Raw genomic sequence first — 25,176 nt, 5'->3', positions numbered from 1 at the left:
CATCGCGCCAGCGGACGCATTCATTGACACTGTCGGCAAAGCCACCGCCCATGACCCTGTTGCCGAAACCAATAAGGACAAGATGATATGAGTACAGAGGTTAAGATCCCGCAACTTCCCGAATCCGTGTCCGACGCCACCATCGTCTCCTGGCACAAGCGCCCCGGTGACGCCGTGCAGAGGGACGAGATCCTGGTGGACATCGAGACCGACAAGGTGGTCCTCGAAGTCCCCGCGCCGCAAGACGGGGTGATGGGAGACATCATCGAGGATGAGGGATCGGTGGTCACCGCCGGGCAGGTGATCGGACATGTGGAGGCCAGCGAAGGCAAGGAATCGAGTGACAAGGAATCGGGAAAGAAGAAGTCCGGCAAGAAGGACAGCGGCAAGGGCAAGCAGGCCGAGAAGGACAGCAAGTCGGGCAAGACGGCTGAGGGCGAGAGCCATTCATCACAAAAGCAGGCCCAGGACGATCCGGCCCTGAGCCCGGCGGTACGCAAGCTGATCAACGAACACGATCTGGACCCGGGGGAGATCCAGGGCAGCGGCAAGGGTGGGCGCATCCTCAAGGAAGACGTGGTCAAGCACCTGGATGAGGCGGAGGCCGAATCCACCAGGGCGCCCCAACACAAGGCCGAACCCGAAGCCGAGAACACCCGGACTGAACCCGGCGGTGCATCGTCGGAGCAGAAAGCCTCCACGCCACCCACGGCCAGTACCAGCACCACCGGCGGTCGCACGGAGAAGCGTGTCCCCATGACACGTCTTCGGGCCCGGGTGGCGGAACGGCTGGTGGAAGCACAGCAAACGGCGGCCATGCTCACCACCTTCAACGAGGTGAACATGAAGCCGGTAATGGACCTGCGGGCCCAGTACAAGGACCGCTTCGAGAAGCGTCACGGCGTGCGCCTGGGCTTCATGTCCTTTTTCGTCAAGGCCGCCACCGAGGCCCTCAAGCGCTTCCCGGAGGTGAATGCCTCCATCGATGGCAAGGACATCGTCTACCACGGTTATTTCGATATCGGCATCGCCGTCTCGGCCCCCCGGGGCCTGGTGGTGCCCATCCTCAGGGACACGGACAGCCTGACCATGTCGGATGTGGAGCGCAGCATCAATGACTACGGCAAGAAGGCCGAGTCGGGCAATCTGAGCATGGAGGACCTCACCGGCGGTACCTTCACCATCTCCAATGGTGGCGTGTTCGGCTCGCTGCTCTCCACCCCCATCATCAATCCACCGCAGAGCGCCATCCTGGGCATGCACCGCATCCAGGAGCGCCCCATGGCCGAGAATGGTCAGGTGGTGATCCGGCCCATGATGTACCTGGCCCTGTCCTACGACCATCGCCTGGTGGACGGACGCGAGGCCGTGCAGTTCCTGGTCACCATCAAGGACATGCTGGAGGATCCGGCCCGCCTGCTGCTGGAGGTGTGATCGGCCCGCAGCCTGAAACCATGCGCCGGCTCAAGAGCGGGCGAAATCAGACATCGATGAGAATGATCGGGAGCCAGAATCATGGCAGAGCAGGAATATGACGTAGTGGTCATCGGCGGCGGTCCGGCGGGCTATGTGGGCGCCATTCGCTGCGCTCAACTGGGCCTGAAGACGGCCTGTATCGACCGTTGGCAGGACCCGGAGGGCAAGGAGCGTCTGGGCGGTACCTGCCTCAACGTGGGGTGCATCCCCTCCAAGGCGCTCCTGGAGTCCTCGGAGCTGTACGAACACACGCAGAAGCACCTGGGGACCCACGGTGTGCGCTGTGGCGAAGTGGAACTGGATCTGGCCGGGATGATGGCCCGCAAGGACCGTCTGGTGAACAATCTGACCCAGGGTATCCAGGGGCTCTTCAAGGCCAATCAGGTGGAGTGGTTCAAGGGCCACGGGCAGCTTCAGGCGGAGCGCCAGGTGAAGTTCACCGGACATGACGGCAAGGAGCAGACGCTGCAGGCCAAGAATGTAATCCTGGCCCCGGGTTCGTTCCCTGTGGAACTGGGCTGCGGCCCGTTTGATCGGGAGTACATCGTCAGTTCCACCGGTGCCCTGCGCTTCGAGGAGGTGCCCAAGCGCCTGGGCGTGATCGGCGCAGGCGTCATCGGTCTGGAGCTGGGCAGTGTGTGGCGGCGTCTGGGGTCCGAGGTGGTGATGCTGGAGGCCCAGGATCGATTCCTGTCGTTCTGCGACGAGCAGGTGGCCAATGAGTCCCTGAAGATCATGAGCAAGCAGGGTCTGGACATCCGGCTCTCGGCCCGCGTGACCGCCACCAAGGTGGACAAGGACAAGGGGCAGGTGTCCGTGGTCTACGAGGATGAGAATGGCCAGCACGAGGAGCGTTTCGATCGTCTGGTGGTCTGTGTGGGGCGGCGGCCGGCGACCGATGGCCTGGTCAGCGGGCCGGTGGAACTGGCCATGGACGAGCGCGGCACCATCCACGTGAACGAGCATTGCGAGACGACGATGCCGGGGGTGTATGCCATTGGTGATGCAGTCCGTGGCCCGATGCTGGCCCACAAGGGTTCCGAGGAGGGGATCATGGTGGCGGAGCGCATTGCGGGCATGGGCAGCTCGGTGAATTACGACACCATTCCCAATGTGATCTACACGTTGCCGGAGATCGCCTGGGTGGGCCGCAATGAGCAGGATCTGAAGAAGCAGGGTGTGCCATATGCCACGGGGGTGTTTCCCTTCGTGGCGTCGGGCCGGGCCCGGGCCATGGAGGATACGACGGGGTTCGTCAAGCTGCTGGCCCACGCGGAGACGGATCGCATCCTGGGGGCGCATATCATCAGTTCGCGGGCGTCGGAGTTGATCGCGGAGTGTGTGATTGCGCTGGAGTTCGGTGCCTGCAGTGAGGATCTGGCGCGCACGGTGTTTGCGCATCCCACGCTTTCGGAGGCGGTGCATGAGGCGGCGCTGGCGACGCTGGGGCATCCTCTGCATATTCCGCCGAAGGGGAAGCGGGGGTAGTTGCTCGGGCCATTCGGATGCCTAGGGGTGGTCCACGCGGGTGCCCCTGGACCGCCAGCGGAGGGAGGGATGCCTGCAGGCGGGTCGCCGTAAATCCGTCCATGGAGGCTTGGGCGCCGCATCCATGCGGCACACACCCGCCCGCAGGCATCCCTCCCTCCGCTGGCTGCGGCGGTGGTTGGTTACCTCAGCCTGGTGACGTCAGTTCGCTGCGTTTCCAGACGGCGCCCAGCAGGAAGGCCAGGCCCAGGGTGCCCAGGACCCAGGCGGGCCAGGGTACGGTGAGCAGTTCCGGCATCTCCGGGGACTGGGAAGTGAGCAGCACGGCGCCCAGGGCCAGGGCGCTGCCCATCACGGCATAGACCGTGCGCCGATTTGAGGCACGGATCTCTCTCTGCAATTGGTATAACTGGGCCTGCTGGAGGGCGTGGCGCTCGTCGGCGCTGGCCTGCTGGCGCAGGGTTTCGTGGATCAGGCCCGGCAGGTCGGGGGTCTTTTCCAGGATGAAGGGCAGGTTGCGGCGCAATCCCTTGACCAGGGCGCGCACGCCCACCTGCTCGTCCATCCAGCGCTGGATGAAGGGGCGGGCGGTCTGCCACAGATCCAGTTCCGGGTAGAGGTCGCGGCCCATACCCTCGATGTTGAGCAGGGTCTTCTCCAGCAACACCAGCTGGGGCTGTACTTCCATGTTGAAGCGCCGCGCCGTCTGGAAGAGGCGCACCAGGACGTTGCCGAAGGAGATGTCCTTCAGGGGTTTTTCGAAGATGGGTTCGCAAACGGTGCGGATGGCGCCTTCCAGGTCTGCCACACGCACGTCCCGGGGCACCCAGCCGGATTCCACGTGCAGTTCTGCCACACGGGCGTAGTCGCGGTTGAAGAAGGCGTAGAAGTTTTCCGCCAGGTAGCGCTGGTCGGCAGGTGACAGGGTGCCGATGATGCCGAAATCCACCGCCAGGTAGCTGGGATCGGCGGGATCGGTGGCGTCGATGAAGACGTTGCCCGGGTGCATGTCGGCATGGAAGAAGTTGTGCCGGAACACCTGGGTGAAGAAGACTTCCACACCCCGCTCGGCCAGCAGTTTCAGGTCCACGCCACGGGCCTTGAGGGTGGCCACGTCGGACACGGGCACGCCCTGGATGCGTTCCATCACCATGACGTTGCGGCGGCAGTAGTCCCAGTGGACTTCCGGGGTGTAGAGGATGCCCGAGCCTTCGAAGTTGCGCCGCAACTGGGAGGCGTTGGCAGCCTCCCGCAGCAGATCCAGTTCATCAATGATGGTCTGTTCGTACTCGCGCACCACTTCCACCGGGCGCAGGCGGCGTCCCTCGGGCCAGTAGCGCTCCGCCAGCTCGGCGATCACGTACATCAGTTCCACGTCGCGGCGGATGGCCTTCTCGATATTGGGGCGCAGCACCTTGACCACCACGCGGCGGCCGTCGTGGAGCACCGCTCCATGCACCTGGGCAATGGAAGCCGACGCCATGGGGGTGGCCTCGAAGGAGGCGAACAGGGTCTCCACCGGTTGGCCCAGGGATTTCTCGATGATTGCCCGCGCCTCTTCGTTGGGAAACGGGGGCACCCGGTCCTGCAGTCGGGAAAGTTCGTTGGCGATGTCATCCGGTAACAGATCTCGCCGGGTGGAGACCATCTGGCCAAACTTGATGAAGATGGGACCGAGATCTTCCAGGGCACGGCGGATGCGCTCGCCACGGTCATAGGGCACCGTGCGGAACCAGTTCCAGGGTGCCATGTAGAGCAGAAAACGCACGGGCCGGAACAGGCGGATGGCCAGTACCACCTCATCCAGGCCATGACGGATGAGTACGCGGTTGATGGTCAGCAGCCGGAGCAGCTGGGCAGGGTGCAGATGCTGCAGCATTTAGATTCTCATGATCTTGCCCGATCCCGGGCTTGTTCGAGACGCTGGATGCGCGCCTCCAGGCGGTCGGCGTCACTGCGCAGACCATCCACTTCATCCATGAAGGACTCCACCTGCGAACGGGCGGGCAGGGTCTGGGTTTCTTCCTGAAGGTATTCAGCCACATCACCACGGAAGGATTCGCGTGCCCGCTTGAGCCAGGACTCGAATTCCCGAAACGTTTCACCGACCCGATGGGCAAACAGATCACCGGTGAAGCGCGACAGCAGTTCCTCCCAGTCCAGATCCACCCGGCGCAACAGGTCATTGAAATGACGCGCCAGTTCCACGTCCCCCACGAGGGTGACGGATTCGGGCATGCGGGCTGCGGGCTCACTGGCCAGCAGACCGGCCAGGGCCAGGGGGGTGCCGGCGATATGGGCGTCCGGGTCTCCATCGAACTGCCCGGACACCTGCAGGTCTTCCTCGCCGGGAATGAAATACAGGGTCACGCCCACGCCCGTCACATGCAGCGCCACCACGCCCCCTTTGAGGGCCGCCAGCCGTCGCTGGCTGCCGGGGTCCATGGAGAGGTACTGATTGATGGCCGCTTCCAGCAAGGCGGTGACCGGCGTCAGTGCTGAGCTCATGGCGTCTCTCCCAAAGCGAGTGAGGCTTTGACCGTGGGGGGTTGGACAGGCTTCCGGGAGGTTTTGGTCAAACCACCGGGGTACCTATTGTGTCTACAGCTTGTAGCCCTTGTGCAGCGCCACCACGCCCCCGGTGAGGTTGTGGTAGTCGCAGCGCTCGAAACCCGCTGTTTCCATCATCTGCTTGAGGGTTTCCTGGTCCGGGTGCATGCGGATGCTCTCCGCCAGGTAGCGATAGCTGCCGGCATCGTTGGCCACCAGCTTGCCCATCATCGGCAGGGCCTTGAAGCTGTACAGATCATAGATCTGGCTGAAGCCCTTGGACGTGGGTTGGGAGAACTCCAGCACCAGCAGCTTGCCGCCGGGCTTCAGCACCCGCAGCATGGACGACAGGGCCTTGTTCTTGTCGGTCACGTTGCGCAGGCCGAAGGCGATGGTGATCAGGTCGAAATAATCATCCGGATACGGCAGGCATTCGGCATTGCCCTGCACGTAGTTGAGGTTTTCCACCAGGCCTTCATCCACCAGGCGGGCGCGGCCGCATTCCAGCATGGAGGCATTGATGTCGCAGAGCACCACATGCCCCTTGGGCCCGACGATGCGCGAGAACCTGGCGGCCAGGTCACCGGTACCCCCGGCCAGGTCCAGGATCTTCCAGCCCGGGCGAGCCGCAGCCACCTCAATCGTGAAGCGCTTCCATACGCGATGGATGCCCATGGACATCAGGTCGTTCATCACATCGTAGCGCTGAGCCACGGAGTGGAACACCTGCCCTACCCGTTTGGCCTTTTCCGTGGTCGGCACACGTTCGTAGCCGAAATCAGTGGTGTTGTCGTCGGACATGCCTGCTCCCGTTATCAACCCTTGCGCTGGTGGCCTGCGGCCGCCAGTCGTTCCAGGTACTTGTCCCACAACTGGGTCTGGTTGACGCCCAGGTGGTAAAGATAGTTCCAGTCGAAGATGCCGGTGTCGTGTCCATCGGAGAACACCAGCTTGATGCCGTAATGGCCCACCGGCTCGATGCCGGTGATGTTCACGTCTTCCTTGCCCACCTGCAGCACCTCCTGGCCCGGCCCATGGCCGGTGACCTCTGCCGAAGGCGAATGTACCCGCAAGAACTCGCAGCTGAGCCGATGCGTCTCGCCATCCGTGTAGACCAGTTCCAGAACACGCGACTGCTGGTGCAGCCGGATGTCGGTGGGGCGGTTCTTGGTGGTCATCGTGTTGGTACTCCCTCGCCGAGGGGGCTAACCCCCGGACCGGTGACGAACCCTAGAGGATGTAACGGCTCAGATCCTCGTCCTGAACCAGATCATCCAGACGCTGGTTCACGTATTCGGCGTCGATGCGGATGGGGCTGGAGCAGTCGGGGGCCTCGTAGGAGATGACCTCCACCACCCGCTCCATCACGGTATGCAGTCGCCGCGCACCAATATTCTCGGTGCGCTCGTTCACCTGGAAGGCGATCTCCGCCAGACGGTGCACACCATCCTCGGTGAACTCCACGGTCACTCCTTCGGTGGCCATCAGGGCAGCGTATTGCTCGGTGAGGGAGGCCTTGGGTTCGGTGAGGATGCGCACGAAGTCCGCAGCGGTCAGCGCCTCAAGTTCCACCCGGATGGGCAGCCGTCCCTGCAGCTCGGGGATCAGGTCCGAGGGTTTGGAAAGATGAAAGGCGCCGGAGGCAATGAACAGGATGTGGTCAGTGTGCACCGAGCCCACCTTGGTGCTCACGGTGCAGCCTTCCACCAGGGGCAGCAGGTCGCGCTGCACACCCTCGCGGGAGACGTCGCCCCCGCTGTATTCCCCCTTGCGTACCACCTTGTCGATCTCGTCCAGGAAGACGATGCCGTTCTGCTCCACATGGGAGACGGCACGCAGCTTGATGTCCTCATCGTTGAGCAGGCGCGCGGCCTCCTCATCGGTGATGAGCTTGAAGGCTTCCTTGATCTTGAGCTTGCGATTACGGGTGCGTTGGCCACCCAGGTTCTGGAAAAGACCCTGCAGTTGGCTGGCCATGTCCTCCATGCCCGGTGGTGACATGATCTCCACGCCGGAGGGAATGGCCTGCACCTGGATGTCGATCTCCTTGTCGTCCAGCTTGCCTTCCCGCAGGCGTTTGCGGAATTTCTGCCGGGTCTCGTTATCCTGGCGGGTGGGCTGGGGTTCTTCTGCCATGAATCCGGTGCCGCTGCTGCGCGGTGGCGGCAGCAGGGCGTCCAGAATGCGTTCCTCGGCGGCCTCTTCGGCGCGGGGGCGCATCTTTTCCATTTCCTGCTCGCGCACCATCTTCACTGCGGCCTCCACCAGATCGCGGATGATGGATTCCACATCCCGCCCCACATAGCCCACTTCCGTGAACTTGGTGGCCTCCACCTTGATGAACGGGGCATTGGCCAGACGCGCCAGGCGCCGGGCAATCTCCGTCTTGCCCACCCCGGTGGGGCCGATCATGAGGATGTTCTTGGGGGTGACCTCCCGGGCCAGCTCCGGCGGCAGTTGCTGGCGGCGCCAGCGATTGCGCAGGGCGATGGCCACCGAGCGTTTGGCAGGATCCTGACCGATGATGAAGCGGTCCAGCTCCTGAACGATTTCTCTGGGTGTCATCTCAGACATGGGAACATCCCTTCACAAGGCATGGGGACTGGGGTTTGACCGCAACGCAACCGAGCATCACAGTTCTTCCATGCTCAGGTTGCGGTTGGTATAGATGCAGATATCGGCAGCGATGTTCAAGGCCTTTTCGGTGATCTCCCGGGCCTCCAGTTCCGTGTTTTCCATCAGGGCACGGGCCGCCGCCTGGGCGAACGGGCCGCCGGAGCCGATGGCGATCAGGCCTTCCTCGGGCTCGATCACATCGCCATTGCCGGAGATGATCAGCGAGGCCTCCTGATCGGCCACCGCCAGCAGGGCCTCCAGGCGACGCAGGCTGCGCTCGGTGCGCCAGTCCTTGGCCAGTTCCACGGCGGCGCGCACCAGGTTGCCGCTGTATTTTTCCAGCTTGCCCTCGAAGCGCTCGAACAGGGTGAAGGCGTCGGCGGTGCCGCCGGCGAAACCGGCCAGCACCTTGTCATGATGCAGGCGCCGCACCTTGCGGGCGTTCCCCTTCATGATGGTGTTCCCCAGGGAAACCTGTCCGTCGCCGCCCAGGGCGACCCGGCCATTGCGACGGACGCTGACGATGGTGGTGCCGCGAAACTGTTCCAAGGACAAACTCCGATGTGCCGTCATTCAAAAGGGGCATTGTAACGGAAAGAACAGCCATGAGGGATGGGCAACGGCCCCGCTGGAAGAGACCCCCTGCCGCCAATGGCAAAACGCCTCAAGTCTGCCACCCAAACCTGGGATCGGAGTGGCCCTTGGGGCGTCCGGGTTCCTGTCAGCGGGACGCCGTGAATACATCCCTGTAGGCTCTGCAGCCGCTTCCCGCGGCTGAAGCCCGCTGACAGGAACCCGGACACCCCAAGGGCCGGACAGTTCGGCGTTCTTTTCCAAGGCCCATTTTCGGCCACATCGCCCCCGTGGGAGCTGGCCTGCCAGCGATGCGCTGCGCCAGCAGCGCCCGGACCAGGCCCTGTGCCCACTGCCTTCGCGGGCAAGGCCCGCTCCCACCAGGAACAGGATCAGCCCTTGTCCTTGCGCCTTGCCCGAGGATGCGCCGCGTCATACACCCGCGCCAGGTGCTGATAGTCCAGATGGGTGTAGATCTGGGTGGTGCCGATGTCGGCATGCCCCAACAACTCCTGAACGGCACGCAGATCCTGGGAGGACTCCAGCAGATGGCTGGCGAAGGAATGGCGCAGCAGGTGCGGATGAACGCGCCGCTCCAGACCCTGGGTGACGGCATGACCGGCCATGCGCTTTTGCACCGAGCGGGGCGTGAGACGCCCTCCGCGACGGCTCACGAACAGGGCCGACTCGTCCGGTGCCGCCCACTCGCCGCGGTGCTTCAACCAGGCCTCCAGGGCGGCCAGGGCCTTGCGGCCCACCGGCAGGGTGCGCGTCTTGCGGCCCTTGCCGGTCACCCGCACCATGGCATCCGCCACATCCAGGTCGGTGCAGTTCAGGTCGGTGAGTTCGGCCAGGCGCAGACCAGAGGAATAGAACAGCTCCAGCAGGGCTCGGTCCCGCACCAGCAACAGGTCATCCCCAGGCACCTCCACCAGGCGCGCCACCTGCTCGGCATCCAGCACCTCGGGCAGCTTGCGGGCGGTGCGCGGTGCACGGATGCCCTGGGCAGGATTGGCGCTTAGCACGCCCTCACGGATGAGATAATTGAAGAATCCACGCACCGAGGAGAGCAGCCGTTGCAGGCTTCGGCCGGCCTTGCCGGCCCGGTGAAGTGCCGATACCAATGCGCGGATGTCGTGGACCGTGACCGTCGCCCAGTCACGGCCATCCGACGACGCTGACAACGCCACATGCCCCTGCAGGACCAAAAGATCCCGGCGGTAATTGCTGAGGGTATGCGGCGAGCAGCCCCGTTCCCGGTCCAGATGCCCCAGGTAGGCATCGATCCAGGGATCCAGGGGTATCTTCATGCCTGCCCCAGACGGCCCCCAACGGCGTGGGAGATGATCTCGCCCAGGTAACCCAGGAACAGGGTACCCATCCCCGGATGGAACCGCGAGGCTTCCTGGCTACCCAGGGCCACGAAGCCCAGGGGCTGGGTGCCGTTCAGCAGCGGCACGGCCACGGCCGAGGCCACACCGGGAGCATCTTCCGTGGAGAACAGGGCCTGGAGCTGAGTGTCCGACAGGCGCCCGCACACCGGGCGGCGATGCTCGAACAGATGGGCCAGGCTCTGCATGGCCGGGTCGTCCTCCGCCATGAAGTGCATGCCCTGGGCCGGGTCGCCGCAGAGACGCACCACCACCACGTCGGCGCGGAATTCGTTACGCAACTGCTCCTGGGTGATGGCCAGCACGGCATCCAGGCTCTCCGCCTCCATCACCCCCAGGGCCAACTGGTGCATGCGCTGGCTGAGACGCTCGTTCTCGCGGGCAGTGTGCACCAGATCCATGAGCTTGCGCTCCAGGACACGGTTCTTGTCCCGCATCACGGCCATCTGGCGTTCAATGAGGGAGACGGCCGCACCGCTGGGATGAGGCAGGCGCAGCACCTCCAGCAGGGATAGATGACGTTCGAAGAAATCGGGATGCGCGCGCAGATAGGACTCCACCGCCTCCTCGGACAAGGCCTCTTCGGCCAGCGCGCCCTTGCCTTGTGTGCTCATAGCTTGATGTTACCCGTAAAGACCGATGTCGCGGGGCCGGTCATGAAGACCGGAGCGTCTTCGCAGCCCTGCCACTGTATCACAAGCCGCCCGCCAGGCAGATCCACCGCCACCCGCTCGTCCAGCCAGCCGCGCGTACGCCCGGACACCACGGCGGCGCAGGCACCGGTGCCGCAGGCCTGGGTCTCCCCGGCGCCGCGCTCGAAAACCCGCAGGCGAACATGATCCCGCGCCAACACTTCCATGAAGCCCGCGTTCACGCGCCTGGGAAAGCGTGGATGGGACTCGATGATGGGCCCGAGGGATTCCACCGGGGCCTTCAGGACATCCTCCACCCGCACCACGGCATGGGGATTACCCATGGAGACCGCACCGATCTCCACGCTGCCTCCCCCCACTTCCAGTGGGTAGGACGGTGCCACCGCAGGCGCCTCAAACGGTATCTCGGCTGGCTCGAACCGTGGCCGGCCCATGTTCACCGTGACCTGGCCATTGTCCTCCACCTGAAGCCGGATCAGCCCCCCGGCGGTCTCCACCGGGATCAGGGTCTGGTCTGTCAGACCCTGATCCCGCACGAACACGGCAAAGCAGCGGGCGCCGTTGCCGCACTGCTCCACCTCTCCGCCATCGGCGTTGAAGATCCGGTAACGAAAGGCCGCCCTGGCAGGATCCGCGGGCGGCTCCACCAGCAGCACCTGATCACAGCCCACGCCCAGCCGACGATGGGCCAGAAACCGCACCCGCTCCGGCGTGAGTTCAATCGCCTGGCGCACCCCGTCGATCACCACGAAGTCGTTGCCCAAGCCTTGCATTTTGGTAAAGGAGAGTGTCATCGACGAAATCGTAAAGGGTGTATGCCCGGCTGGGAAGAGAACGTGGCGCCATCCCGACCGCCATGAACTCCAAGCGCCAGCGGGGGGGCACTTGGCCCCGATCCCTCGGCACTCAGACCGGGGTCATCCCTGACCCGCAACTGGCTCAGCCTCTCTGCGTCGGTGCTTGACCGTAGGGATGACCGGATCATTGTGGCTTTTGCTCATCATCCTCGAAAACCTGGCTACTGGCGTGACCGTGCTCGCCCGTAACGCCGAAGGCAGCGGCGCGCGTTAGCGTGTCCGCTGGCCTGACTTGTTAGCAGAAATGTCCATGAGCCCGCCGGAAACATACTTGTGCAGAACACTTGATACCAGAGACTGGTAAGGAAGCCCCTCTTCCAGAGCCCGACGTTGAAGTGCTTCCAAGTCGCGACTGGAGATCCGTATATTGATCCGCTTGTCTTTCTTGAATGCTTCTTCCGCTGCCTTCGACAAGTACTCCCGACGATCAGCATCCAGATCTGACTCGAACTCTCCGGACTCGTATGCCTCCAGAAGCTCTTGCTCCTCGGGATCTAATTTGGGCTTGGGCATGCTACCCTCCTAAAAATGTCTTGGTGGCCTTTCGACTGGGGATGACCGTTTTTAGAAAGATCTCTCGATCATTCTCAACGTATGGCACCAGCCAGGCGTAATCGTCGATCCGAACCACAAAAAGGCGCTGATTCGGATATTTGCCCCGGTTGGGGTGAGGTCCGTCATCAAGTAAACCACCAGACTGAAGAGCAAACAGAACATCCTCAAAGGACACGCCGCGCTCGCTCATCAACTGCTGGTTCTTATCAGCATTCCAGTTAATTTGCCTCATGAAACGAGCCTAGCAGAATGTATGCCTATTGGCATCTTGCTAACATATAAGCGTTTATCTGCCGTGCGCAGCATGGCCGATAAAAGTCTGTTGGACGAAGCCGTGTGTGCACATACTCTATAAGCGGGAATTGTATTGGCCGCAGCGGGCCAAGGAGGGTATTTGCAGTCCTGTGATCAGCGCGACAGGCCTTCATCGGCTCCTTCCAGACAATTTCATCCATTTCGGATGGCATCCCTTACAGTCGGTTCGAGCTCAACATAGCCCGATTTCATGCTTGGTTTCAATGTCTCAGCCGCCGTCGAGCCCGACCTATGCCAAGGCCATCTTCAAAGCGGCTTATCGTCAGCGATGTTTCAGTGACTTAGCATCGTCGCTCCAGGAAAGGGAAGGGAGATACAGCCTTCGGGATTTCAGCAACCACATGCAACTGGCCAGCGCGGCATTTGGGACAAGGGTAGTGACGTCTTCTGGTCGCGATTTAGCAAACATCTGATTCAAAAGGGATCAAACCGGAATCGGTGCACCAATATCGGATTGGGGTGGAGCAGGTCATCCGTGGTTTCCCGCATCGACGGCTGGCCGGAGGCGCCATCCAACCCTTGCCGGCATCCCCTCTGGGCACCTGCAACTCCCCAAGCTGGCGAACGCCGGGCTATGCAGGCCCGCCGGGAGTCCTTGTGGAAAGAGCAAGCTTCCTGAGAAACAGGCTGATTCCCTCGCCCCCCTCAGCACCCCTTGCGCCGGGCCTGCTTGATCCGATACATGGCGGCATCGGCGCGATTGAGCACATCCTGGGGCTTGTCTTCGGGGGCGGCGATGGCGACACCGACGCTGCAGCCGACCCGTACCAGGCGGCCCTTGGCCTCGATGGGAAGCGACAACTGTTCCTCGGCGCGCCTGGCCAGGCGGCGGGGGTCCGGGTGCCTGTCGCCATTGTCATCCACGAGCAGCAGGGCAAATTCGTCCCCTCCCAGGCGGGCAGCAGTATCCTTGCCACGCACCAGATGGCGTAAACGCTCGGCCACCACCTGCAGAACGATGTCGCCAGCATCATGCCCCAGCTGATCGTTGATGGGCTTGAATCCATCCAGATCCAGGTAGAGCAGCGTCAGTCTGCCACCCAGCTCAAGACTGTCCTGCATCCGGGATTCGAGGATTTCCATGAACCGGCGGCGATTCACCAATCCGGTGAGGGCGTCCGTGTTGGCAAGCTCGGTGAGCTGGCGCTGTGCGTGACGCCGGGCCTCCAGTTCCCGATTCAGATCATGGGTGCGGCGGGTGATGATGCCCGCCGACTGGTTGAAGGAGCGGGCCAATTCGGTGAACTCACCCCAGAAGGGCTCTCTGACCAGTACATTGCCCCGGTGCTCTCGCAAGGCACGGGTGGCCCGGGCCAGTACCGTCACCGGCCTTGAGATCATGCGGGTGAAGGCAAGGGCCATGAGCACACAAAGCAGCAGCATGAACAGCACCGTCCAAAGCATGAAACGCGTCTGTTCCCTGAGCGCCGCCGTCAATACATCGAGGGAGGCATAGACCAGCACCTCGCCCGGAACATGATCCAGCGGCAGGACCACCATCAGGTAATCACAGACCCTGACCGGTCCACTACCGGAAGCGAGCGGGAATTCGCGGCGTTGTTCGCAGAGGAAAAGGTCCGTCCGCATCGTGGCGCCGACGGGTCTGTAGTCATGCTCGTGCTCCTCCACCAGCAGCAGGGTTTTTCCACCCAGGCCTTCATGGGGGAAGTCTTCCAGCACGGCCTTCAGGTCGTCGAAGCGCATCAGCAGATGCACACTGCCAATATTCTCACCATCCAGCTCCAGCGGACCGCTGACCCAGATCATGGGGGTATCGCCATCGGGCCAGTGGATTTCCAGGCGACCCCGCGAGCCCTCCTGCAAAGGCGGCTGAATATCCGTCTGATCCAGTCCTCCATGATGTTCCACCCCTGCGACCAATTGACCCCCTGCATCACGAATCCAGGCCCCGTCGAGCATGGTGATGGGGTCGATGGCGTCCTGCAGGATGCGCTCGAGCAGTTGCCGGTGCACGTCGTCGCCGGTGCGCGTGTAGGCGCGCAGGCTCAGGCGCATCTGCGTGCGACTGGCCACCAGGTCCATATGATCCAACATGCGACCGAGTTCCACATTCAGCCGACGCTGCTGAACCTGGGCCACCCGTTCCAGGCTGACCTCGGTAAAGGCCAGGTTGAGGCTGCGTGTGTGATGGTACTGGAGCACGAACAGCAGCCCCAGGGGGACCAGTGCCACCAGCAGAAACGCCGTGAAAAGCCGGGGACGCAGACCCAGACGACGCGGGAGATGGCGATTCCTGGCATGGATCATCCCAAATGGCGATTTGCGCTGACGGGTATCGTGATCCTTGCCGGGGGGGTCCATGGAATACTCCTTCAGGAGGAACTCGCGTTCATCGTGGGTTAACGATACCGCCCTCGGGCACCCTTGAATACATTCAGGCAAAAGGCCGTACGAACGGACGCGACTCAGGTCGTCGAGGGCATCACGGCCAGGCCCCGTCTTGGTACTATCGGTCATGGCTGCCCACGAACCATGACGAGGTAAGGATGTTCTTCCCCAAACTTCGCAGCATCGCCACCGCCGGGGTGATCACCCTGCCGATGACCGCCACACTGGTGGATGCGGTGCACAGCATGCGGCAGCACAATATCCGCAATGTGGTGGTCACCCTGGGCTCTGACTACCGCCTGCTGCTCTCCAGCCTGCTGCTGAAGCTGCAGATCCGTGGGATGCCACTGTCCACCCCACTGGGCGACCTGCAACTGCCCGAGCCGGCCATCCTGGATCCGGATGAGACCGTCCTGGAGGGACTGAACGCCATCCGCAATGAGGCGGAGCACATCTGCCTGGTGGATCAGGAGGGCACGCTCCAGGGGATTGTCAGCTACAGCGACCTGGCCGCCAGCCTGGACCCGGAGGTACTGGCCGAGAGCCAGAGCATCGGGCAGTTGATCCACGCCCTGCAGCCGCTCACCGTGGAGGAAGATCACTCCATACGGGCTGTGATGGAACGCATGGACGAGGGGCACTTCAGCGCCGCCATCGTGATCCACGAGGGCATTCCCGTGGGCATCCTCACCCAACGGGACGTGATACACCTGATCGATGGCGACGCCGACCTGGATCAGCCCATCCAGCCGTACATGACCACCCCGCTGCGCACACTGAGCAAGGACACCACCGTCGCCGAGGCATTGCGCTTCTGCCGCCAGCATCGCATCAAGCGTGTGGTGGTGGTGGATGACAGCGGCCGATTCACGGGCCTGATGGGGCACAAGGATCTGGTCGGCCTGTATTACAACCGTTGGTTCAACCTTCTCAAGGACCATCAGCAGCAGCTGGACGCACTCAATCGGGAACTGCGTGAGACCAACCAGGCGCTGTCCAGCCTGACCGACGAGATACCGGCCGGCCTCATGGTCATCGACCGGGAGGGCATCGTCACCCGGGTCAACCAGGCCACCACCGAACTGCTGGGTTATCCCGCCGATGCACTGGTGGGCCAGCGGGCGCTCGACTTCTTTCGCTGCGCGCAGCAGGGGCATGGGGAGTCCCGCTGGCTGCACTGCGACCGCATGCACGACTGGATCCCTGCCGAGCGCTGCCGGGTGTTCGAAGCGATGCTGCAGGGGCGGCCCTTCGAGGGGCGGGAGGTGATGATCAGGCGGGAGGGAAACCCGGTGGTGGTGGAACTCAAGGCCAAGCCGATGACCCAGGGGCATGGCTTTCTGTTATTCCTGCAGGATATTAGTGCCGAAACCCGCAAGGCCCATCAACTGGAGCAGGAACTGGATCTCTTCTCCCGGGGGCCGGTGATGGCCTGTCTGTGGTCGGCCGAGCCCGGTTGGCCATTCGAGTACATCTCGCCCAACGTGACCGACATCCTGGGTTATGAACGGGAGGCCTTCATCGGCAGCCGACTGGGTTTTACGGAACTGCTCCACCCCGACGACCTGGACCGCATCAACAAAGAGATCGAATCCCACCTGGCTCGGCATGCCACGTCCATCGAGACCCAATATCGCCTCAGGCGACAGGACGGTGAATACCGGCGTTTCATTGACTACACCTTTCCGGAATACGATGCCGATGGACAGGTGCTGTCCGTGCGCGGCTATCTCATTGATCAGACCGAGGCGCTGGAGACTCGCGACGCCCTGGAGGCGCAAGAGCAACGGTTTCGCACCCTGTTCGAACTTTACCCCGATGCAACGCTGCTGATCGACGCGAGTGACGGCCGCACCCTGCAGTTCAACACTCGGGCCCATGAGCAACTGGGTTACACCGCCGAGGAATTCGCGCAGTTGCGCATACCGGACTACGAGGCCCTGGAAACACCCGAGGAAGTGGCCCTTCATATCCAGAAGGTCATGGCTCATGGCCATGATGATTTCGAGACGCGACACCGTTGCAAGGATGGCGGCCTCATTGACGTCCATGTGACCGTGAGTGTGCTGAAGCTGGGTCGGCAGGACTGCCTGCTAGGGGTCTTCCGGGACATCACCCGGCAAAAGCAGACTGAACAGCGGGTGCGTGACAGCGAGCATCGCCTGAAACTGGCCACCGAGGCGGCCCAACTGGGCATCTGGGACTACGACATCCAGAACGACCGGCTGATATGGGACGATCTGATGCACGCCCTTTATGGTGTGCATCAGCACGACTTTGGTGGTCGATTCGCGGACTGGGCGCAAACGCTCCTGCCCGAGTCCCTGCCCCCGGTGCAAGCCGCCTTCGAGGCCCTGGTACGCGACGACACCCCCTTCGATGTGCTGCTCCAGGTTCAGCGCCCCAGCAATGGCCAGGTCCGCACCTTGCGCGGAATCGCCCGGGCCATCCGTGATGACCAGGGCAAGGCCACCCGCGTGGTGGGGGTCAACGAGGACGTCACGGAGCGCATCCTCGCTGAACGGAAACTGGAGTCCGAAGAGGCCAGGTTCCGTGCCTTGTTCGAGCTCTCACCGGTGGGTATTGCCATGAACGACTTCCACACGGGAGAGTTCATCCAGTTCAACCGGGCCATCAATGAGCCGGCCGGCTACACGCCCGAGGAATTCCGGCAACTCACCTATTGGCAATTGACACCGCCGGAATACATGCCGGCGGAACAGCGCATGCTGGACTCCATGAACCAAAACGGGAGCTACGGGCCCTTCGAGAAGGAATATATCCACAAGGATGGCAGCCGCTATCCGGTGCTGCTCCATGGTTTCAAGACCACCACACCGGAAGGACGGGAGGTGATCTGGTCCATCATCCAGGACATCTCGGCCCAGAAGAGAGCGCAACAGGAGATCCAGGATCGCGAAGAGCGACTTCAGCAATTGGCCACCCAGAGCCGCAATGTCACCTGGGAGGTGGATACCCGAGGCTGCTATGCCTATGTGAGCCCGGTGGCCGAGACCGTGTGGGGCTATTCACCCGATGAACTGGTGGGCAAGAAGTACTTCTTCGAACTGCATCCGGAAAACGGCCGGGAACGATTCAAGAGCGAGGTGTTTCAGGGGTTTGCCCGCCGCGAGACCTTTCAGGGACATATCAATCCCATTGCCCACAAGCAGGGGAATATCCTCTGGATGTCCACGCACGCCTTTCCTGTGACCGACCCGGATGGGAATTTTCTTGGATACCGGGGCAGCGACCTGGACGTCACCGAGTCCACCCGTGCCAAGCAGGCCCTGGAGGCGGAGAAGGAGCGTTTTCAGGGCATCTTCGAGAAGACCGGCAGCGGGGTGGCGGTCTATCGGCCCGTGGATGACGGTCAGGACTTCGTCTTCCTCGACTACAACACCGCCGCTGAGCGAATGGACCATATGCGGCGCGAGGACGTCATCGGTCGGCGAGTGACGGAGTGCTTTCCCGCCGTCCATGAGATGGGGCTGATGGATGCCTTGCGCCGGGTGGCTCGTACCGGGCAGGGCGAATTCCTGCCCCTCTCCCAGTATGACGATGGGCACCTCAAGGGCTGGCGCGAAAACACGCTGTTCAGGCTCTCTTCCGGCGAAGTGGTGGCCGTCTACAACGACCTCACCGAGATCAAGCAGGCACAGGAAACAGCCGAACGGGCCAATCTTGCCAAGAGCCAGTTCCTGGCCAACATGAGCCATGAAATCCGCACGCCCATGAACGCCGTGATCGGCCTGAGTGATCTGCTGCTGAGCACATCACTCAACGCCAAACAGCGGGATTACCTGGGCAAGATCCGCGACTCATCCCGCATGCTGCTGGGCATCATCAACGACATCCTGGATTATTCCAAGATCGAAGCCGGTAGACTGGAACTGGAGGACCATAGTTTCCGCATCGATGATCTGCTCGATCAAATGCGCACCCTGTTTGCCTCGGCAGCCGACGCGAAGGGCATTGAACTGGTGTTCGAGCTGGATACCCAGGGTTCGATCAGCGTCGAAGGCGATGCCCTGCGCCTGGGGCAGGTGCTCACCAACCTGCTCAGCAATGCCATCAAATTCACCGATCAGGGTCAGGTGGTGTTGTCCATTCGTCGGCTGGGCCGTGACGCGCAGGGCGCGCGCCTGCATTTCGAGGTGCGCGACACGGGTATCGGCATCAATCCGGACCAGCAGACCCGGCTGTTCCAGGCCTTCTCACAGGCCGACACATCCACCACCCGAAAATATGGCGGCACCGGGCTCGGTCTGGTGATCAGTCGCAAACTCCTGGAAAGGATGGGAGGTGTGCTGCAACTGGATTCCACCCCGGGGGCAGGCAGCCGCTTCCATTTCGAGCTCAACCTGCCGTTGTCATCGGACCAAGGCCCGGCATCGACGCATGAATCCATAAGACCCGGTGCCCGTGTCCTGGTGGTGGACGACCATGCCACCGCGCGGATCGTGCTCAACAACATGCTGCAAAGCTACGGTTTCCGGACGGAGGAAGCCGACAGCGGTGAGGCGGCCATCAAGGCCGTCCAGGCGGCGGAGCGGGCCGGCATGCCCTTCGAGTTCATCCTCATGGACTGGAAGATGCCCGGCGAGATGGATGGGTTACAGGCCCTGGATCGATTGCACACGCTGCGCCAGCGGGGTGATTTGCAGCAGACGACCATTCCCGCACTGATCATCAGCGCCTACAACCAGGAAGATCTGGTGCCCCATTCGGATCGCTTCAGCGCCTTTTTGAGCAAACCTGTCACACCGCGGTCCCTGGTGGAGGCCATGAACCAGGCGGTGGCGGAACAAGAGACCGAGGCATCCGGTAGGGATTTGACGCCATGCCCATGTTTTCAGGGTCGCACCATCCTGCTGGTGGAGGACAACGCCCTGAACCAGGAGGTCGCCCGGGAGATGCTCAAGAAGACACAGGTACGGGTCATCCTGGCCAATGATGGTCGCGAGGCGGTGGATCAGGCGGCACAATACCCCATCGACCTGGTGCTGATGGATCTTCAGATGCCCGTCATGGACGGCTTCGAGGCCACCCGTCATATCCGTGAACGATTTCCCGACCTGCCCATCATTGCCCTGTCGGCGGCCGTGATGGAGGATGATCGCGAGCGGGCGCGGGCCGCCGGCATGAACGACCACCTGGCCAAGCCCATCGACAGTGAGGCGCTGCTGCACACCCTGGAGAAGTGGCTGCAAAGCAGCGGCATCTGCGTCGAACTCCAGGACGCAGACACCCCGGACGCGGAGCTGCCTGATACACTGAAGGCCTTCGACCTGGCGGTGGGGCTCAAGCGTTTCGACGGCGACAAAGACCTGTACCTGCGCACCCTGCAACGCTTTGCAGCGCAGATGGAAGCGGAGTTCGACGATCTACGCGGGTGCCTGGAGCAGCCCGAGAATCCACGCACGGGACGGATGATCCACACCCTCAAGGGTCTGGCGGGCACCATCGGTGCCCTTGACCTGGCCCACAGGGCCGATCGCCTGGATACCGCATTGAAGCGGGGGAAAGCCATTCCCGACGACGACCGAAGTGCCTTCCTGGAGGCCCTGGACACCGTTTTGACTCAACTGGCCACCCTCCCGGAAACGCAAGGCTCCGAAGGCATTACGGGCACAAACCCACAGCCCCCGGTAGAAGCGATGGGGCACATCCTGCAATGCCTTGCCTCGGGGGAACTGGTGGACCAGCAGGAGCTGGATCAGGTCACCTCCTACCTGGCCCGGCAGTTGGATACACACTCCGCCCAGGAGCTGGCAAAACGGGTGGATCAATTCGATCATGATGGAGCGGCCGCGCTGCTCAAACAGCTGGCAAGGCAGGCCGGCGTCAAACTTTCCTGAGGTCTGATGTGCCCCATACAAGAGCGACGGTACTGATCGTTGACGATCAACCGACAAACATCCATGCATTGGCCTCTCTGCTCAAGGAGGATTACCGGATCCTGACCGCCACGCGGGGCGAAAAGGCACTGGAACTGGCCCAGGCCGAGCAGGGTCCGGACCTGATCCTGATGGATATCGTCATGCCGGACATGGACGGCTACGAGATCTGCCGCCGGCTCAAGGACAACGAGGCCACCCGGGCCATCCCGGTGATTTTTGTAACGGCCCTGGACCACGAGAAGGACGAGGAAGAGGGCCTGAACCTGGGTGCCGCCGACTATATCTCCAAGCCTTTCAGCCCGGCCGTCGTGCGCGCACGGGTACGCAACCAGGTGAACCTCAAGCTCAAGACAGACTTGCTGGAGAAGATATCCCTGCAGGACGGCCTGACTGAAATACATAACCGGCGTTACTTCGACCAGAAACTGGCCGAAGAATGGTCCCGGTTGAGCCGAAATGATCAATGCCTTTCCCTGCTCATGATCGACATTGATCAGTTCAAGCCCTATAACGACCATTACGGCCATGGGGCCGGGGATGACTGCCTCAGACGGGTGGCGCAAGCCCTGGAGCGCGTACCCGTACGTGCCATGGATCTGGTGGCCCGTTATGGGGGCGAAGAGTTCGTGGTGTTACTGCCGGAGACCGACGCGCAAGGCGCCCGGCATGTGGCCAAGGGAATGATCGAGGCGATAAACTCCCTTGGCATCGCTCATGAGTACTCGGATGTGGCGCCCCATATCACCATCAGCGCAGGCGGTGCCACCCATTCCACGCAGCACCCCAAGGCTTCGGCAGAAGACCTTAAAGAAGCCGCTGACACGGCCCTTTATCAGGCCAAGAAGAACGGGCGTAACCAATACCGGGCCGATACATGACGGAATTCAAAAACCTGCCTCACAGTCAGAACCCGCACGGCGAGTTGCGCCGGGTGGGCATCGAGATGGAAATGGCGGATATCTCGCTGGATGTCATCGCCGGCTCCATCGTGGATCTCTTTGGGGGTGTGCATCAGCAGGACTCTCCCTTCGAACACCACGTAACCGGTACACGGTTCGGCGATTTTGGCCTGGAACTGGACAGCGACCTGCTCAAGCGCCGGGAATATCTGGATTACCTGGAGAACATGGGCGTCGAGATCGACCGGGACACGGAGCCCCATGCCCTGGAGAGCGCCCTGTCCCAGGTGGCCGGACTGGTGGTGCCCCATGAGGTGGTGGCGCCGCCCATCCCCCACGATGCCCTGCCGGAACTGGACAGGCTGCGCCAGCGCCTGCAACAGGAGGGGGCCAAGGGGACCCATGGCTCCCTGTTTTACGCCTTCGGCCTGCAGATCAACCTGGAACTGGCACGCCTGGATGCCGATTACATCCTGCACCATCTTCAGGCCTTCATGCTCCTCTATGACTGGCTGCTCAGCCATTCCCAGGCGGATCTGTCCCGGCGCCTCACGCCCTTCGTGGACCCATTCCCCGAGGACTACCCCCGCCTGATCCTGGACTCCGGGTATCGCCCGGACCTGTCGGGCCTGATCGATGATTATCTCGCCCACAACCCCACCCGGAATCGGCCATTGGACATGCTGCCGCTGTTCGCTCATCTATCGCAGGAACAGATCGATGCGGCGCCCGTGGAACATCATCTGATTCGGCCTCGGCCCACCTTCCACTATCGCCTGCCGGACTGTCGCATCGACGAACCGGACTGGGATCTGAGCGTGCCCTGGAATGCCTGGGTGGCGGTGGAACGCCTGGCTTCGGACCCTCAACGCCTGGGTGCCATGGCCCGTGAATACCTGACTGCAGAACCCGAAACCCTGGCCAGCAAGGGTCAGCGCTGGGTGGAAAAAGTCACCGACTGGCTAAGGAACTGAACCATGGCAAGACCCCGCATCGGCGTCACGGGGCCGGACCGGGGCGGCGTGGCTGCCTGGATCATGACCTGGTGGGCCATCCGGTGGGCCGGCGGAAAGGCCGTTCACATCACGCCTGGGCGGCCCCGCAGCTTGCAGGAACTGGACGGGCTGGTGGTGGGTGGGGGCGCGGATGTGGATCCTGGCCTCTACGGCCAGGACCCCCTGAGCCTGATCCGGGAGATCGATGCCACCGAGACCGGCTGGCGACAGCGCATTCTCGGGTTCGTGCTCTACCCCCTGCTGTGGCTGCTGCGCCGGGTGCTGTACACCAAATTGCATGGTGGCGATGCTGACCGGGATCGTCTCGAACAGGCCCTGATCCGGGAGGCCCTGGACCGCGGGCTGCCCATCCTGGGCATCTGCCGGGGCATGCAGTTGCTGAACGTGGTGTGTGGCGGCACCCTGCACCAGAATCTGGAAGGCTTTTACCGGGAACACCCCCAGGTGCGCAGCATCCTGCCGCGCAAGGTGGTCACTCTCACCGAAGGCTCACGTATCGCCGCCCTGACCGGCACGAACCCTCTGCCTGTCAACGCCCTGCATAACCAGGCCGTGGCGGAGCTGGGCCAGGACCTGGTGGTGGCGGCCCGGGAGGCCAGCGGCGTGGTCCAGGCCATAGAGAGTCGGAACGCCCCGCTGATTCTTGGGGTGCAGTGGCATCCGGAGTATCTGCCACAAAAGGCGCGCCATCGGCGGCTGTTCCAGGGACTGGTGGACTCCAGCAGGGACTTGTCGGTCAGGGCCCGATCCCAGTAGGATTCCATCAGCGGGCAAGGGAAATCGCCCAATCACCACCAGGGGCCTCGCCCCGCTCACAGGGAGAGTGCATCCATGCAGGCCAAGGACATCGTGCCGCTGAACCCCACCCATCATCCAGCCCCCGGGACAGGCCGTGTCACGCTGGCGCGCGTGCTCCAGGCTCAGGCCGGCGAAGCCCTTTGGGTGGATTGCGATGGCACCACCCTGCCCCCCATGGGCCATGCCCAATCAACCCCCGCCCTGCGCCCCGGCGACCGTGTGCTGGTCCTGCTGCAGCCCGCCACGGGCCCGGTGATCCTGGACCGACTTCGCCGACATGGCGAAGCGCCCCCCTCCCAGGCAGTGACCGAGCGGGACGGGCATGTACATCTGAGGGCGGAGCGCGGTCTGTACCTGCGTTGCGGTGAATCCTCCATGACCCTGGAACCCGAAGGCCGCATGGAGATGCGCGGCCGGGAACTGCACGGCATCATGGCGCGGCTGATGCACTTTCTGGCCGCCCGCATCCACTTCAACTGACCCGGGAGCGTCGCCATGGAATGGCCTCTCTGGAAACAACATGAAGACCTGGCCCGAGCCCTGTGGGATCAACACGGCCGGCGCCAGGCGCTGCCACTGGACGATGCCGCCAGCCTGGAGCGCCTGGAGCGACGACTGCTCACGCAATGGCTGTTACTGGGCCGCAACGCCGGGGCCGTGCTGCCAGAAGACGCCTCGGCCTGTGCACACTTCCTGCGCTGTGCCGCCGCCTGGGTGAGTCAGCAGCGGCCCACGGTGGAGGACGTGGTCAGCGCCTTGATCGAGGACGGACAACACCCCTGGCGCTGGCTGCTGATTCACCTGCCTCCCGAACCGCTGGGCCCATGGCTCAGAACCCTGGGATCGGTGCCGGCACTGCGTCCGCTTTGCTGGGAAATCGCCCGCTGCCAGGACACGGTGCCGGCGGATCTGCCAGAACCCTCGCCCACCGAAGACCCGGACACCGTGCTGGCGCGGCTGCGCTGGATGGCCGATCACCCCCACGCTCCGGCCATCGATCCGGACCCGCCGGGATGTCATGCCGGCACCGCAGCGCGTTATTGGTGGGTACGCGGCGCCTGTGCCCGTGGCCGGATCTCCGCCCGGGAAGGCCTGGAGCACTTGCAGGACATGGAAGGCAGCGATGCCGTACTGCGACTCATGGGCGTGCTGGGCCTGCCCGAGGCCCTGGACACCCTCGTCGACGCCCTCCCCCGGCATGCGGGTGCGGCTTGGGGGCTGGCGCTGAACGGCACGCCGGCAGCGGTGGATGCCCTGATCGCGGGCCTCTCCCAGCCCCGTCACCTGAGTGACATTCGTGCTGCGCTGGAAGCAGTGTCCGGGCTGCGCCTGCCACGGGGGCCGCGTGGACCCCGACCACTGCACACCGGCGCTGGGCCCAACCCTCAGATGATGGCCCAGTCCTGGTGGCGAAAGACGCGCCCTCGTCTTCACGCTTCCCAGCGTCTCTGGCAGGGGGCACCACAAACACCGGTGAGCCTGGCCCGCCACGTGATGGCCACGGCGGGGCGTGAGGCCGATGGGCTGCAGTTGCGGCTTGCCCTGGCCCTGGAGGCGCCTCCAGCGGCGCCACGGGAACACTGGCAGCACCAGCGGCGACGCCAACTGGCCGCGCACATCCAGGTGCTGCAGGCGATATCCCCTCAGGAGGCGGTGCATGCATGAACTCATTGACCGCACCGCCCGGATTGCCCGGCCGCCTCCGACCCTTCGTCCACGTGGGTGCATGGGTGTCAC

The 25,176-nt window shown here is 63.1% G+C and carries 20 protein-coding genes; 8 read left to right on the top strand and 12 right to left on the bottom strand.

Annotated features, from left to right (window positions below; translation table 11 throughout):
* The first annotated feature begins 87 nt into the window (after positions 1–87).
* Both odhB and lpdA read left to right on the top strand, forming a co-directional pair.
* Complete coding sequence (gene odhB, locus ECTHA_RS0114865; RefSeq protein ID WP_025280233.1) at positions 88–1,434, top strand: 2-oxoglutarate dehydrogenase complex dihydrolipoyllysine-residue succinyltransferase; 1,347 nt, start codon at positions 88–90, stop codon at positions 1,432–1,434.
* Between the two features lie 81 nt (positions 1,435–1,515).
* On the top strand, positions 1,516–2,964 hold the full coding sequence (gene lpdA / locus ECTHA_RS0114860) for a dihydrolipoyl dehydrogenase (protein ID WP_025280232.1): 1,449 nt from the start codon (positions 1,516–1,518) through the stop codon (positions 2,962–2,964).
* Positions 2,965–3,151: 187 nt separating this feature from the next.
* On the opposite strand, the gene ubiB is transcribed toward lpdA, so the two are convergent.
* The 12 genes from ubiB to ECTHA_RS19135 form a co-directional block, all read right to left on the bottom strand.
* Entirely contained in the window at positions 3,152–4,843 is a 1,692-nt protein-coding gene (ubiB, locus tag ECTHA_RS0114855; RefSeq protein WP_025280231.1) for a ubiquinone biosynthesis regulatory protein kinase UbiB, read from the bottom strand.
* Between the two features lie 8 nt (positions 4,844–4,851).
* On the bottom strand, positions 4,852–5,472 hold the full coding sequence (locus tag ECTHA_RS0114850) for a ubiquinone biosynthesis accessory factor UbiJ (protein WP_025280230.1): 621 nt from the start codon (positions 5,470–5,472) through the stop codon (positions 4,852–4,854).
* A gap of 93 nt (positions 5,473–5,565) precedes the next feature.
* A complete protein-coding gene (ubiE, locus tag ECTHA_RS0114845) occupies positions 5,566–6,315 on the bottom strand; it encodes a bifunctional demethylmenaquinone methyltransferase/2-methoxy-6-polyprenyl-1,4-benzoquinol methylase UbiE (protein ID WP_025280229.1) in 750 nt (249 codons plus the stop codon).
* Positions 6,316–6,329: 14 nt separating this feature from the next.
* Positions 6,330–6,692, bottom strand: coding sequence for a gamma-butyrobetaine hydroxylase family protein (locus ECTHA_RS0114840; RefSeq protein ID WP_025280228.1), 363 nt, complete (start codon positions 6,690–6,692; stop codon positions 6,330–6,332).
* A gap of 52 nt (positions 6,693–6,744) precedes the next feature.
* Positions 6,745–8,088 carry an ATP-dependent protease ATPase subunit HslU gene (gene hslU / locus ECTHA_RS0114835; protein WP_025280227.1) on the bottom strand — a complete coding sequence of 448 codons (1,344 nt, stop codon included), beginning with the start codon at positions 8,086–8,088 and terminating at the stop codon, positions 6,745–6,747.
* A 57-nt stretch (positions 8,089–8,145) separates the two neighbouring features.
* On the bottom strand, positions 8,146–8,679 hold the full coding sequence (gene hslV, locus ECTHA_RS0114830; RefSeq protein WP_025280226.1) for an ATP-dependent protease subunit HslV: 534 nt from the start codon (positions 8,677–8,679) through the stop codon (positions 8,146–8,148).
* A gap of 416 nt (positions 8,680–9,095) precedes the next feature.
* Positions 9,096–10,013 carry a tyrosine recombinase XerC gene (gene xerC, locus ECTHA_RS0114825; protein WP_025280225.1) on the bottom strand — a complete coding sequence of 306 codons (918 nt, stop codon included), beginning with the start codon at positions 10,011–10,013 and terminating at the stop codon, positions 9,096–9,098.
* Positions 10,010–10,708, bottom strand: a complete 699-nt coding sequence (locus ECTHA_RS0114820; RefSeq protein ID WP_025280224.1) for a DUF484 family protein — start codon at positions 10,706–10,708, stop codon at positions 10,010–10,012. The genes xerC and ECTHA_RS0114820 overlap by 4 nt, the downstream gene beginning before the upstream one ends.
* Positions 10,705–11,541, bottom strand: coding sequence for a diaminopimelate epimerase (gene dapF, locus ECTHA_RS0114815; RefSeq protein ID WP_025280223.1), 837 nt, complete (start codon positions 11,539–11,541; stop codon positions 10,705–10,707). Before dapF ends, ECTHA_RS0114820 begins: the two co-directional genes overlap by 4 nt.
* Before the next feature lie 273 nt (positions 11,542–11,814).
* Positions 11,815–12,117, bottom strand: coding sequence for a CopG family antitoxin (locus tag ECTHA_RS0114810; RefSeq protein WP_025280222.1), 303 nt, complete (start codon positions 12,115–12,117; stop codon positions 11,815–11,817).
* 1 nt (position 12,118) lies between these two features.
* A complete protein-coding gene (locus tag ECTHA_RS0114805) occupies positions 12,119–12,391 on the bottom strand; it encodes a DUF4258 domain-containing protein (protein WP_025280221.1) in 273 nt (90 codons plus the stop codon).
* Positions 12,392–13,119: 728 nt separating this feature from the next.
* Positions 13,120–14,796, bottom strand: coding sequence for a diguanylate cyclase domain-containing protein (locus ECTHA_RS19135; RefSeq protein ID WP_025280220.1), 1,677 nt, complete (start codon positions 14,794–14,796; stop codon positions 13,120–13,122).
* A 185-nt stretch (positions 14,797–14,981) separates the two neighbouring features.
* Here ECTHA_RS19135 and ECTHA_RS18555 point away from each other — a divergent pair, with 185 nt between their 5' ends.
* The 6 genes from ECTHA_RS18555 to ECTHA_RS0114770 all read left to right on the top strand — a co-directional run bounded on the left by ECTHA_RS18555 (position 14,982) and on the right by ECTHA_RS0114770 (position 25,104).
* A complete protein-coding gene (locus ECTHA_RS18555; RefSeq protein WP_025280219.1) occupies positions 14,982–20,684 on the top strand; it encodes a PAS domain S-box protein in 5,703 nt (1,900 codons plus the stop codon).
* 8 nt (positions 20,685–20,692) lie between these two features.
* Positions 20,693–21,604 (top strand): diguanylate cyclase domain-containing protein, encoded by a 912-nt coding sequence (locus ECTHA_RS0114790; RefSeq protein WP_026623844.1) that lies wholly within the window; start codon positions 20,693–20,695, stop codon positions 21,602–21,604.
* Positions 21,601–22,599, top strand: a complete 999-nt coding sequence (locus ECTHA_RS18550) for an amidoligase family protein (RefSeq protein WP_025280217.1) — start codon at positions 21,601–21,603, stop codon at positions 22,597–22,599. The genes ECTHA_RS0114790 and ECTHA_RS18550 overlap by 4 nt, the downstream gene beginning before the upstream one ends.
* 3 nt (positions 22,600–22,602) lie before the next feature.
* Positions 22,603–23,397: a gamma-glutamyl-gamma-aminobutyrate hydrolase family protein gene (locus ECTHA_RS0114780; RefSeq protein WP_026623843.1), complete on the top strand. Its 795-nt coding sequence runs from the start codon at positions 22,603–22,605 to the stop codon at positions 23,395–23,397.
* Between the two features lie 75 nt (positions 23,398–23,472).
* Complete coding sequence (locus tag ECTHA_RS0114775) at positions 23,473–23,919, top strand: hypothetical protein (RefSeq protein WP_025280215.1); 447 nt, start codon at positions 23,473–23,475, stop codon at positions 23,917–23,919.
* A gap of 15 nt (positions 23,920–23,934) precedes the next feature.
* Positions 23,935–25,104 (top strand): hypothetical protein, encoded by a 1,170-nt coding sequence (locus ECTHA_RS0114770; protein WP_025280214.1) that lies wholly within the window; start codon positions 23,935–23,937, stop codon positions 25,102–25,104.
* Positions 25,105–25,176: the final 72 nt, after the last annotated feature.

The organism is Ectothiorhodospira haloalkaliphila ATCC 51935 (assembly GCF_000633935.1).
Classification (GTDB): Bacteria; Pseudomonadota; Gammaproteobacteria; order Ectothiorhodospirales; family Ectothiorhodospiraceae; genus Ectothiorhodospira; species Ectothiorhodospira haloalkaliphila.
Note: the sequence above shows the minus strand (reverse complement) of the source record. Positions and strands in the feature narration are given on the sequence as shown.

What these genes read in the sequence shown, in the direction of transcription:
- odhB (WP_025280233.1), top strand. Translation starts at nt 88, where the DNA reads ATGAGTACAGAGGTTAAGATCCCGCAACTTCCCGAATCCGTGTCCGAC.
- lpdA (WP_025280232.1), top strand. Translation starts at nt 1,516, where the DNA reads ATGGCAGAGCAGGAATATGACGTAGTGGTCATCGGCGGCGGTCCGGCG.
- ubiB (WP_025280231.1), bottom strand. Translation starts at nt 4,843, where the DNA reads ATGCTGCAGCATCTGCACCCTGCCCAGCTGCTCCGGCTGCTGACCATC.
- ECTHA_RS0114850 (WP_025280230.1), bottom strand. Translation starts at nt 5,472, where the DNA reads ATGAGCTCAGCACTGACGCCGGTCACCGCCTTGCTGGAAGCGGCCATC.
- ubiE (WP_025280229.1), bottom strand. Translation starts at nt 6,315, where the DNA reads ATGTCCGACGACAACACCACTGATTTCGGCTACGAACGTGTGCCGACC.
- ECTHA_RS0114840 (WP_025280228.1), bottom strand. Translation starts at nt 6,692, where the DNA reads ATGACCACCAAGAACCGCCCCACCGACATCCGGCTGCACCAGCAGTCG.
- hslU (WP_025280227.1), bottom strand. Translation starts at nt 8,088, where the DNA reads ATGTCTGAGATGACACCCAGAGAAATCGTTCAGGAGCTGGACCGCTTC.
- xerC (WP_025280225.1), bottom strand. Translation starts at nt 10,013, where the DNA reads ATGAAGATACCCCTGGATCCCTGGATCGATGCCTACCTGGGGCATCTG.
- ECTHA_RS0114820 (WP_025280224.1), bottom strand. Translation starts at nt 10,708, where the DNA reads ATGAGCACACAAGGCAAGGGCGCGCTGGCCGAAGAGGCCTTGTCCGAG.
- dapF (WP_025280223.1), bottom strand. Translation starts at nt 11,541, where the DNA reads ATGACACTCTCCTTTACCAAAATGCAAGGCTTGGGCAACGACTTCGTG.
- ECTHA_RS0114810 (WP_025280222.1), bottom strand. Translation starts at nt 12,117, where the DNA reads ATGCCCAAGCCCAAATTAGATCCCGAGGAGCAAGAGCTTCTGGAGGCA.
- ECTHA_RS0114805 (WP_025280221.1), bottom strand. Translation starts at nt 12,391, where the DNA reads ATGAGGCAAATTAACTGGAATGCTGATAAGAACCAGCAGTTGATGAGC.
- ECTHA_RS19135 (WP_025280220.1), bottom strand. Translation starts at nt 14,796, where the DNA reads ATGGACCCCCCCGGCAAGGATCACGATACCCGTCAGCGCAAATCGCCA.
- ECTHA_RS18555 (WP_025280219.1), top strand. Translation starts at nt 14,982, where the DNA reads ATGTTCTTCCCCAAACTTCGCAGCATCGCCACCGCCGGGGTGATCACC.
- ECTHA_RS18550 (WP_025280217.1), top strand. Translation starts at nt 21,601, where the DNA reads ATGACGGAATTCAAAAACCTGCCTCACAGTCAGAACCCGCACGGCGAG.
- ECTHA_RS0114780 (WP_026623843.1), top strand. Translation starts at nt 22,603, where the DNA reads ATGGCAAGACCCCGCATCGGCGTCACGGGGCCGGACCGGGGCGGCGTG.
- ECTHA_RS0114775 (WP_025280215.1), top strand. Translation starts at nt 23,473, where the DNA reads ATGCAGGCCAAGGACATCGTGCCGCTGAACCCCACCCATCATCCAGCC.
- ECTHA_RS0114770 (WP_025280214.1), top strand. Translation starts at nt 23,935, where the DNA reads ATGGAATGGCCTCTCTGGAAACAACATGAAGACCTGGCCCGAGCCCTG.